The sequence below is a fragment of the Mycolicibacter icosiumassiliensis genome (assembly GCF_900078685.2).
Taxonomy (GTDB): Bacteria; Actinomycetota; Actinomycetes; order Mycobacteriales; family Mycobacteriaceae; genus Mycobacterium; species Mycobacterium icosiumassiliensis.
Genome location: NZ_LT546166.1, coordinates 2,694,460 through 2,704,387, shown reverse-complemented (window position 1 = coordinate 2,704,387; position 9,928 = coordinate 2,694,460). Strand labels below are relative to the sequence as shown.

At 68.0% G+C, this 9,928-nt stretch carries 7 protein-coding genes; all 7 read right to left on the bottom strand.

Annotated elements, in window-relative coordinates:
• A partial coding sequence (locus BN4346_RS47340; RefSeq protein WP_154677659.1) for a beta-ketoacyl synthase N-terminal-like domain-containing protein occupies positions 1–216 on the bottom strand: 216 nt, incomplete at its 3' end.
• A 40-nt stretch (positions 217–256) separates the two neighbouring features.
• The gene (locus BN4346_RS36970) at positions 257–2,014 is read right to left on the bottom strand and encodes an AMP-binding protein (RefSeq protein ID WP_067973181.1); all 1,758 of its coding nucleotides are present in this window, start codon (positions 2,012–2,014) and stop codon (positions 257–259) included.
• 568 nt (positions 2,015–2,582) lie between these two features.
• On the bottom strand, positions 2,583–3,299 hold the full coding sequence (locus tag BN4346_RS36965) for a thioesterase II family protein (protein WP_067973178.1): 717 nt from the start codon (positions 3,297–3,299) through the stop codon (positions 2,583–2,585).
• A 93-nt stretch (positions 3,300–3,392) separates the two neighbouring features.
• Positions 3,393–4,658, bottom strand: a complete 1,266-nt coding sequence (gene lipL, locus BN4346_RS36960; RefSeq protein WP_067973176.1) for an esterase/beta-lactamase LipL — start codon at positions 4,656–4,658, stop codon at positions 3,393–3,395.
• Positions 4,659–4,718: 60 nt separating this feature from the next.
• Entirely contained in the window at positions 4,719–5,708 is a 990-nt protein-coding gene (gene meaB / locus BN4346_RS36955) for a methylmalonyl Co-A mutase-associated GTPase MeaB (RefSeq protein WP_067973174.1), read from the bottom strand.
• Positions 5,709–7,997: a methylmalonyl-CoA mutase gene (gene scpA, locus BN4346_RS36950; protein WP_067973171.1), complete on the bottom strand. Its 2,289-nt coding sequence runs from the start codon at positions 7,995–7,997 to the stop codon at positions 5,709–5,711.
• A gap of 5 nt (positions 7,998–8,002) precedes the next feature.
• Positions 8,003–9,910, bottom strand: coding sequence for a methylmalonyl-CoA mutase small subunit (gene mutA, locus BN4346_RS36945; RefSeq protein ID WP_067973169.1), 1,908 nt, complete (start codon positions 9,908–9,910; stop codon positions 8,003–8,005).
• Between the last annotated feature and the right edge of the window lie 18 nt (positions 9,911–9,928).

The window sequence follows — 9,928 nt, the reverse complement described above, 5'->3', positions numbered from 1 at the left end:
CCCCGAACCCTCATCACACAACAACCGCCACAACGCAGCCGGACCATCCACCCCACCAGGCAGACGACACCCCACACCCACCACCGCAATCGGCTCAGTATCACCCGCCTCAGCAACCGCCAACCGCGCCGTCAAATCATCAATCTTGCGCAGCGCCTCAGCAACAATCGCCCGACGATCCGGCCCCCCGACCGGCGCAGCACTCTTCTCGCTCAACTCAACCTCCCCGAGAGCCGCGCGAGCAGCTCGTCATCAGTCACACAGACCGAGCGGTAGCATCCAGTCGGTCGAACCCATCACGCTGGTAGATCTCCACACAGCTGGAACGGCGAATCTTGCCACTGGTCGTGATCGGGATAGCACCCGGCGACACGAGGACCAAGTCACCGCTCACCAGTCCGTGTGCCTTGGACAGCGCGGCCGTCACTTTGCGACGCACCTCGGTCAGCCTGTCCAGGATCTCCGCATCGGAACCCCCCTTGTTCTTGAACTCCACAATCGTAACAAGCTGCTCAGACTGACTATTGGGGATCGAGACCGCAGCGACACGCCCACCGGTGATTTCCTGAACGGTTGCCTCGATGTCGTCCGGGTAGTGGTTACGCCCGTCGACGATCAGCAGATCCTTGATCCGGCCGACGATGTAGAGCTCTCCGCCGGAGATCACACCGAGGTCGCCGGTCATGAGCCAGGGCCCCTGCGGCGTCCCCGGCGTCGGGTCGACCAGCTTGCCGCCGAAGGTGGACTCGGTGGCCTGCTGGTTGTGCCAGTAGCCCGCCGCGACGTTGGGGCCGTGCGTCCAGATCTCCCCGACTTTGCCTTCCGGGTTTTCGGTCTGGGTTTCCGGGTCCACGATACGCAGCGTGCAGGCCCGTGGGACACCGCAGCTAACCAGCTCGACGCCACCCTCGGCACCACTGGGCTCGGCCGTACCGGCGGCCAGCTTGGTGTAGTCGAACCGCGCGGTCGGCGGCGGGTTGCCGGGGACATTCGACGTCAAGTAGACGCTGGCCTCGGCGAGCCCGTAGCCGGGCCGTAGGGCGGCCGGGTTCAGGTCGAACTTGGCGAATCGGTCGACGAAACGTCGCAGTGTCGCGGCATGGATGCGCTCCGCACCGAAGCAGTAGGTGTGCACGTTGCCCAGGGTGAGCCCGGCCATGTCCTCATCGGAGGTGCGCCGCACGGCCAGCTCGTAGGCGAAGTTCGGCCCACCGGTGAAGCCGATGGGAGCTTTGGCGAGTTCTTGCATCCATCGGGAAGGCTTCGCCAGAAACGCCATCGGGCTCATGTGCACGGTGTGCACACCCAGGACCATGGGGTAGATGACGGTGCCGAGCAGGCCCAGGTCGTGGTAGAAGGGCATCCACGACACGATGTTGAGCTCTGACGGTGGCACCCCACCGGTCAGCGCGAACGTGTCCGAGGCCATCTGCCACATGTTCGAGACGGCGTTGGTGTGCGTGACCATGACGCCGGCCGGGGTCCGGGTCGAGCCGGACGTGTACTGCAGGAAGGCGATCTTGGTCTGCGCGGTCGCGCCGGGTGTCGTCACCGGCTCGGAGTCCAGATCCAGGGCATCGACCTCGATGACCACCGGCGACTTGCCGCCCAGCCCCTTGATCGAGCTGGCGATGTCACCGACCGCCGACGTCGTCGTCAGGATCGCGGCCGGAGCGCTGTCGCGCAGCGCCGCCGACACGCGCTCGTCGTGCACGCCGAACATCGGCACCGGCAGCGGAACGGCGATCAGGCCCGCCTCCAGCGCACCGTAGAACCCGACGACGTACTCCAGGCTCTGCGGGGCCAGGATCGCCACTCGATCCCCCGGAGAGGCGCAGGTTGCCAGTTCTGCCGCCACGACCCGCACGCGGTTGCGCAGTTGCGACCAGGTCACGGTCTCGCGGTAGCCGGCGGGGTCGACGTCGTAGTCGATGAACGTGTACGCAGGCGCGTCCGGCTTGTCCCGTTCCAGGTTCGCCAACAGGGTCGGGATGTGCGTTTCGGTTACCGACATTGCGTTGTCTTCTCCTTGTGCTGTCAAGTCCGTGGACCTCACCTGCTGAGTATTTCGGCTCCGTCGAGAGTCGTTGCGATTGCTGTCCGAGCTGACGGCTTCGCTGCGCAAGGTCCCTGCACAGCGGAGGTATGCAATTGGATTAGCGACATTTGGGATGGGTTACCCCGCGCGATCAGGTCTAGCGGGCATCCCTAGCTGAGTTGCTCAGCTGAATACGTCAGCCTCAGCGCACGTCGGTTGCTCGCCGTGCCGGGTAAAGACGGGGGCGGGGTGCTGCGAGCGCCGAGATCGCCCGGCCGACACGGCCGGTGCGGATGATTCGACCAACGACACGGGGTACCCCTTCTGGATGTTTGGAACCTGCGCTAAAACTCCTTGGACCCCGACATCCCAGGTGTTTCCCTCCCGCGGAGGCTACCACGGACGCGCTGCTGACAGGCAATTTATGGCCCGCGTACAGCGCAAACGCAGCAGGTCCGCCATAGTAGCGGAGAAGTCATTGGCGCGCATCACGAGTAACTTCGGCACCAAGTGCCGATTCATATTCCGGACCGGGCCGGGCACGTCATCTCTGGCAGTACTGCGCGATCTTCTTTTCGATATCGCCGACCAGTTCCGGGAGGTGTTCGGTGAGGTAGAAGTGGTGGCCGGGAGCGGTGAACACCCTTGCGCTGAATTCGGCGGTGGTACGCTCCGCCCAAGGCCCCACCTTTTCATCGGTGGCGACGTCATCTTCGTCACCATGGAACGCAAATATGGGGCACGACACACGCGCCTCGGGCGGGCAGTCATAGTTCGCGATGGCCTTCAGGCCACGAAGAGTCGGCAGAATCTTGGCCGCGAACTCCTCGTTCTCCAGGAATTCGGGGTTGACTCCGGTCATGGTGCTGACGGCGTCCAGCAGGCCGCGATCGGACTCGGGGATGTTGTCGTAGCCGGCTCGACCCGGCGCACCTGCCGCCGACACGAATAGTGCGGCAATCCGATGTCCGTCCGCCTCGAATCGGCGTGCCACCTCGAAGGCCAACAGCGCACCCATGCTGTGACCGAAGAAGGCGACCGGCCCGTCTGCCGGGCTCGGCGGCGCGACTGTCTTGCAGACCTGGTCGGCGAGTTCTTCGATGCTGGTGAAGGCGCCGAGGTCGTGGGTTCCGCCCTTGCCCGGGTACTGGACCCCGATGCGCTTGACGTCGGTGGTGAAGGTCTTGGAGAACGGAACGTAGTACTGCGGCGATCCGCCGGCATGCGGGAAGATGTAGAGCTTCGGCGTACGGTCAGTCACCCGGCAACCTTAGCGGCGATCGCGAACCCGGCGGAGCCGGGTGAAGCGGGTCGCCGCCATCAGCACAGCGGCGCAGCGGGAAGCAGAAGATCACTAGCCGGTGGCGGCATCCAGCGCGGCGAACGGCTCCCCCAGCTGCGGGATCGGGGTGTAGCCGCGCCGGCGTCCTCGGGCCACTCCCCGGCGGATCAGGGCGGCCGTTCCGACGAATCCGGCGTGATCGACCGCCACGAATGGGGTCAGCAGCCGGTTGTGCACGAAGCCGATCGCCAGCCCGGAGGCCGGATCCGCCCAGCCCAGGGAACCACCCAGGCCGACATGGCCAAATCCCGGCAGCACCGGCCCGAACGGGATTGCGTGATAACCCAGGTGGAAGGCCAACGGAACCCCGATGGTGCGGTCCATCTCGATGCTGTGCGGACCGGTCAGGCCCGCCACGATCCGGCGCGACAGAAGCTGGGTGCCGTTGAGCTGTCCGCCGTTGGCCAGTGCGCCGTAGAGGCGGGCCAGCCCACGGGCGGTGGCCACCCCGTTGAGAGCAGCGGCCTCGGTGTCCAGGAACGGGATGCCGCCGCGGACGGTGTCCATCACCCCCGGGAAGTAGAAGGCACCGAGTCCGCCGTACCGCAGCGCCGCGGCAGCCCTGGGCGCCAGCAGGTCCACTACCGCGTTCCGCCGGCTGCGCTGGGGCATGATGATCTCCGCGGCGACGGTGGGAGCGTCGGCGGGAGGCCGGCCCAAGTGCAGTCCGTCGACACCCAACGGCTCGGCCAGCTCCGTGCGGAACAGCGCACGCATGCCGACGCCGGTGACGGCCCGGGCCAGCCCGGACACCAGCCAGCCGTAGGTCAGCGCGTGATAGGCGGGTTTGCCGCGCTCGGGTCCCGGCGCCGCGGCGGCCATCCGGGCTTCCATCGTCATGTGGTCCAGCAGGTCGGACCTGCTGGCGCCGTTGAGGTGGGTCAGCCCTGCCCGGTGTCCCAACAGCTCGCGGACGGTGATCGCGGCTTTGCCGTTCGCTCCGAATTCCGGCCAGTACTGCGCCACCGGCACGTCGTAGTCGAGCAGGCCCCGGTCGACGAGCCGATGGATGACCGTCGAGGCCGCTCCTTTGGTCGCCGAGAAAACCATGGCTCCGGTGTCGGCCGACCACGGCACCCGTCCTGCCCGGTCCGACCACCCGGTCCACACGTCCACCACGGGCTCACCATCGAGGTAGATCGCCAGCGCCCCGCCGCCGTAGCGGCGGCCCGGGAACATCGCGGCGAAGGCGCGCACAGCACAGGCGAAGTTGGGGTCGGCCGCGCCGTGCACGTTCGCCGGAAGCCCTGACCGGCGAACGTTGAGATGCTGCGTCATGCTTGGGAATCTACCGCGCCGACCGGCAGACATAAGTCGGATTACCGCACGCGCGTGCCACTAATTCCAGATGGCCCCAAGGATTCGCTGGGCGGCCAGCGCAGGAGTCAGTTCCCCGCGCAGTACCTGCTGTTCCACCTCGGTGCGCACTTCCCGCACCGCCGGGTCCGACAGGGCGCGTTCGAGCACGGCGTCGCGCACCAGCTGGCGGGTCCAGTCCACCTGTTGTGCCCGTCGCCGGGCATCGAACTCGCCGGCATCGATCAGCGTCTGCCGATGCCGCTCCACGGTGTCCCAGAATTCCGACAGCCCGGTGCCCTCGATGGCACTCATCGTCAAAACCGGTGGTCGCCAGAGTGTTTCGCGGGGGTAGATGAGTCGGATCGCGGTCGACAATTCCCGCGCGGCCAGGCGCGCCTCGGCGAGGTGGTGGCCGTCGGCCTTGTTGACCACCACGATGTCGGCCAGTTCCAGCACACCCTTCTTGATGCCCTGCAACTGGTCGCCGGTGCGCGCCAGTGTCAAGAAGACGAAGGTGTCGACCATGCCTGCGACCGTGACCTCGGACTGGCCGACGCCGACGGTCTCGATCAGGATCACATCGAAGCCGGCGGCCTCCAGCAGTACCACTGTCTCGCGGGTGGCCTTGGCGACCCCGCCCAGGGTGCCCGACGTGGGCGAGGGCCGGATGTAGGCGCGTTCGTGCGTCCCCAACCGCTGCATCCGGGTCTTGTCCCCCAGGATCGAACCACCGGTGCGCGTCGAGGACGGGTCGACCGCCAGCACTGCGACCCGATGGCCTTGCTCGATGAGGTGCATTCCGAGGGCCTCGATGGTGGTCGACTTGCCCACACCGGGAACGCCGGTGATGCCCACCCGCCGAGCCCCGCCGGCGTCCGGCAACAGCGCCAACAGCAGTTCCTGCGCCTGCTGACGATGGTCGGCGCGGGTGGACTCGACCAGGGTGATGGCCCGGGGCAGCACCGAGCGGTCGCCGGAGCGCACCGCCGCCGCCAACTCGGCAACGGTGTCAGACAGGTTGTCGGCCATCTATTTCTGGTCTGCCGCCGGTTCTTCTTGGTCAGCGAGCTGGTAGCCCCGCTGAGACGCGAGGGTCTTCAGCAGGTCCACCGCAGCATCGGCGATCACCGTGCCAGGCGGGAAGATCGCGGTCGCCCCGGCGGCATAGAGCTCGTCGAAGTCGCCAGGCGGGATGACTCCCCCGACCACGATCGTGATGTCGGGCCGACCCACCTGCGCCAGCGCGTCACGCAGTGCCGGCACCAACGTCAGGTGGCCGGCGGCCAGCGAGGACACCCCGACCACGTGCACATCGTTGTCGGCAGCCTGACGCGCCACCTCGTCGGGGGTGGAGAACAGGGCGCCGACGTCGACGTCGAAGCCGATGTCGGCGAACGCGGTGGCGATCACCTTCTGGCCGCGGTCGTGCCCGTCCTGGCCCATCTTGGCGACCAGGATGCGGGGCCGGCGGCCGTCGGCCTCGGCGAACTTCTCCACCAGAGCGGTTGCGCGAGCGATATTGCTGCCTTTCCCGACTTCGTCACGGTAGACGCCGGAGATGGTACGGATCTCGGCCTGATGGCGACCGTAGACCTTCTCCAGCGCGTCGGAGATCTCCCCGAGGGTGGCCTTGGCCCGGGCGGCGTCGATGGCCAGCGCCATCAGGTTGTTACCGAGCCCGTCCTCCCCAGCCGGTCCATTGGCGCCGGCCGCCCGGGTCAGCTCGGCCAGCGCGGCCTGGCAGGCCGCCTCGTCGCGCTCGGCGCGCAACTGGTCGAGCTTGGCCAGCTGTTCGGCGCGCACCCGGCTGTTCTCGACCTTGAGGACCTCGATCTCCTGGTCTTCGGCGACCTGGTACTTGTTGACGCCGATCAGCGGCTGACGCCCGGAGTCGATGCGGGCCTGGGTGCGAGCGGCGGCCTCCTCAATGCGCAGTTTCGGGATGCCCTCGCTGATGGCCTGGGCCATGCCGCCGTGCGCCTCGACCTCCTCGATGTGCGCCCGGGCCCGCTGCGCCAACTGATGGGTCAGCCACTCCACGTAGTAGGAGCCGCCCCACGGGTCGATCGGCCGGGTGGTGCCCGACTCCTGCTGCAGCAGCAACTGGGTGTTGCGGGCGATGCGGGCGGAGAAGTCGGTGGGCAGCGCCAGCGCCTCGTCGAGGGCGTTGGTGTGCAGCGACTGGGTGTGGCCCTGGGTGGCGGCCATCGCCTCCACGCAGGTGCGCGCGACGTTGTTAAAGACATCCTGGGCGGTCAGCGACCATCCCGAGGTCTGCGAATGCGTGCGCAACGACAGCGATTTCGCGCTCTTGGGGTCGAACCGTGCGACCAGCTCACTCCACAACAGCCGGCCCGCGCGCAGCTTGGCGACCTCCATGAAGAAGTTCATCCCGATGCCCCAGAAGAACGACAGCCGGGGCGCGAACTTATCGATGTCCAGACCGGCGTCCAGGCCGGCCTTGATGTAGTCCACCCCGTCGGCCAGCGTGTAGGCCAACTCCAGATCGGCTGTGGCACCGGCCTCTTGAATGTGGTAGCCCGAAATCGAGATCGAATTGAACTTCGGCATCTTCGCGCTGGTGTAGCCGAAGATGTCGGAGATGATCCGCATCGACGGCTTCGGCGGATAGATGTAGGTGTTGCGCACCATGAACTCTTTGAGGATGTCGTTCTGGATGGTGCCGGCCAGTTTCTCCGGCGGCACCCCCTGCTCCTCGGCGGCCACCACGTACAGCGCCAGGATCGGCAGCACAGCGCCGTTCATGGTCATCGAGACACTGACCGCGCTCAGGTCGATCCCGTCGAACAGTTGCCGCATGTCCAGAATGGAATCGATGGCCACCCCGGCCATTCCGACGTCGCCCTGCACCCGGGGGTGGTCGGAGTCGTAGCCGCGGTGGGTGGCCAGGTCGAACGCGACCGACAGACCCTTCTGACCGGCCGCGAGGTTGCGGCGGTAGAACGCGTTGGAGTCCGCCGCGGTCGAGAAACCGGCGTACTGGCGAATCGTCCACGGCTGGTTGACGTACATCGTCGGATAGGGTCCACGCACGAATGGGGCCTCGCCGGGGAAGCTGTCCAGCGGATAGCCCTCGGCCACCGCGGCGGCACGGTCGGCGGCGGTGTACACCGGCTTGACCGCGATTCCCTCCGGGGTGTGCCATTCGAGCTGTTCGGGGGTGTAGCCGTGCGCGGCCGCGGCGGCCGCGATGTGCTCGGCGACGGCGCTCTCGGTTACCGGTTCAGCGCTGCGCTCACCGTGCAGCGCGACGTCGGCGAAGCTGCCGACCGTGCCGTGTGAGGTGCTCGTGGTCATGGCTTTCAGGCCCCCAATCGGGTCAGTAAGTCCGACAGCGCCTGCACCGCATCGATTTTCATGGTCAGGTAGTCGTCCGGCTTCGGATCGGTGTCCGTGTTGCCTGCCAAGGCCTTCGCCGGACCCGCCAGGTAGACCCGGTCGACTCCGGCGGTACGAGCCGCCCCGATGACCGCGGCCGCTTCGGCGCCGTAGCGGGCATCGCCGCCGCACAGCACCACCGCATCGGGTGAGCCTGCCGCTGCGACCGCGGCGGCCACCTGCTCGGCGTCCAGTGTGCCGGGATTGATGACCGCGATGCCGCCGGAGGCCAGCAGGTTGGCGGCGAAGGTGGTCCGAATGTTGTGTTCAGCGATCGGCCCCAGCGGCAGCAGCAACACCTGCGGCCGGGCACCGGTGCGCGCCAGGTACGCGTCGGAGCGGTCACGCAACGTCTCGAACTGCGCCGCGTAGCGCCGCACTCCGGCCGGGGCATTCTGCGTCGCGGACGGCGGCAACGGCGGCTCATCGAGGTTCGGGTACTCGTTGACCCCGGTGATCGCGCTGCGCCGATGTGCGATGTCCTCGGCCCGGGCGGCGGCAACCTCGGCGATCCGCTCGCCGATGTGTTCGCGGGCGGCCTCGAATCCTCCGAGTGCTTCGATCTCCTGGAACTGGCGCCAGGCCTGCCGCGCCAACTGTTCGGTGAGGTCTTCGACGAACCAGGAGCCGCCGGCCGGGTCCAGCACCTGGCCCAGGTGCGACTCCTCCAGCAGCAGCAGTTGGGTGTTGCGGGCGATCCGCCGCGAGAACGTTGTCGAGGTGCCGGGCTGCCCGCCCGGAATCACCGTGTCGAACGGCCACACCAGCACGGTGTCCGCCCCACCGACACCGGCGCCGAAGGCGGCCAGCGTGGTACGCAGCATGTTCACCCACGGGTCACGCTGCGTCATCATCGCCAGGGACGTCTCGGCATGGACGACGGCGGCGCCGGCTGCTGGTGCCCCGGCCACCTCGGTGACCCGCGCCCAGAGTTGGCGCGCTGCCCGGATCTTGGCGATCGTGATGAATTGGTCGTCGTCGGCGGCGATCCGGAAACTGATCTGGCGGGCGGCGTCGGCCACCGACAGGCCGGACTCGGTGAGCAGGCGCAGGTAGGCCACGGCCGCGGCGAGTCCGGCCGCCAGCTCCCCTGACGCACCGGCGCCCAGGTTGTGCAGGGCCGGACCGTTGACGGCGATGGCCCGCACTCCCTGATGGCCGACGGCCCGCGACGCCACCGCGATCACCTCGTCGAGCGACGGTGCCGGACGGTCCGCCAGCGGCGCGGTCAGCGGGTCGGCGCCCAGATCGACCGACAGGTTGGCGCGGTTTTCCGAGTCGAGCGCGTCGACCAACGCCAGCATGGTCTCGGCGGCGGTGGTGTAGTCGCCGGCACCCGCGCCGTCGAGCAGCACCGGAACCAGGTCCAGGTACACGTCGTCGAAGACTTGCCTCAGCTCCGCGGCCGGCACGCCCGCGTCTCCGACCCGCAGGGTCAGCGCACTGACTCCGTCGGTCAGGGCACTCAGTACGGCGCCATTGGCGTCGGCGGCCGATCCCTGCCCGCCGATGGGAAAGACCTCAGCGACCTTCCAGCCGGTGTTGACATCACGCCGGGCGTCGGCACCGCGCACGTAGGGCCACTGGCCCGGCAACGGAGGCTCCGGCAGCGCGTCCAACGCGGTGTAGAGCGGCCGGATAGCGAACCCGCCCTGCCCCGCCAACCCCTCGACGGGGGTGTCCAGCAGCCGCTCGGGCTCACCGCCGGTCTCGGCGTCGATATCGGCCGGCTCGCGGCGCGCGCTCTTGGCCAGCACCCCGGCCACGGCGGCACGCCAGCGGGCTCGGGCCTGCTCCATGCCGGCGGGTTCGGCGGACACGTCGATGGACACCGGCGACTCCTGTGGTTA

Bases quoted from the DNA above. Each gene is read 5' to 3' on its own strand.
- lipL (WP_067973176.1), bottom strand. From the start codon at position 4,658: ATGACGCAGCATCTCAACGTTCGCCGGTCAGGGCTTCCGGCGAACGTG.
- meaB (WP_067973174.1), bottom strand. From the start codon at position 5,708: ATGGCCGACAACCTGTCTGACACCGTTGCCGAGTTGGCGGCGGCGGTG.
- BN4346_RS36970 (WP_067973181.1), bottom strand. From the start codon at position 2,014: ATGTCGGTAACCGAAACGCACATCCCGACCCTGTTGGCGAACCTGGAA.
- scpA (WP_067973171.1), bottom strand. From the start codon at position 7,997: ATGACCACGAGCACCTCACACGGCACGGTCGGCAGCTTCGCCGACGTC.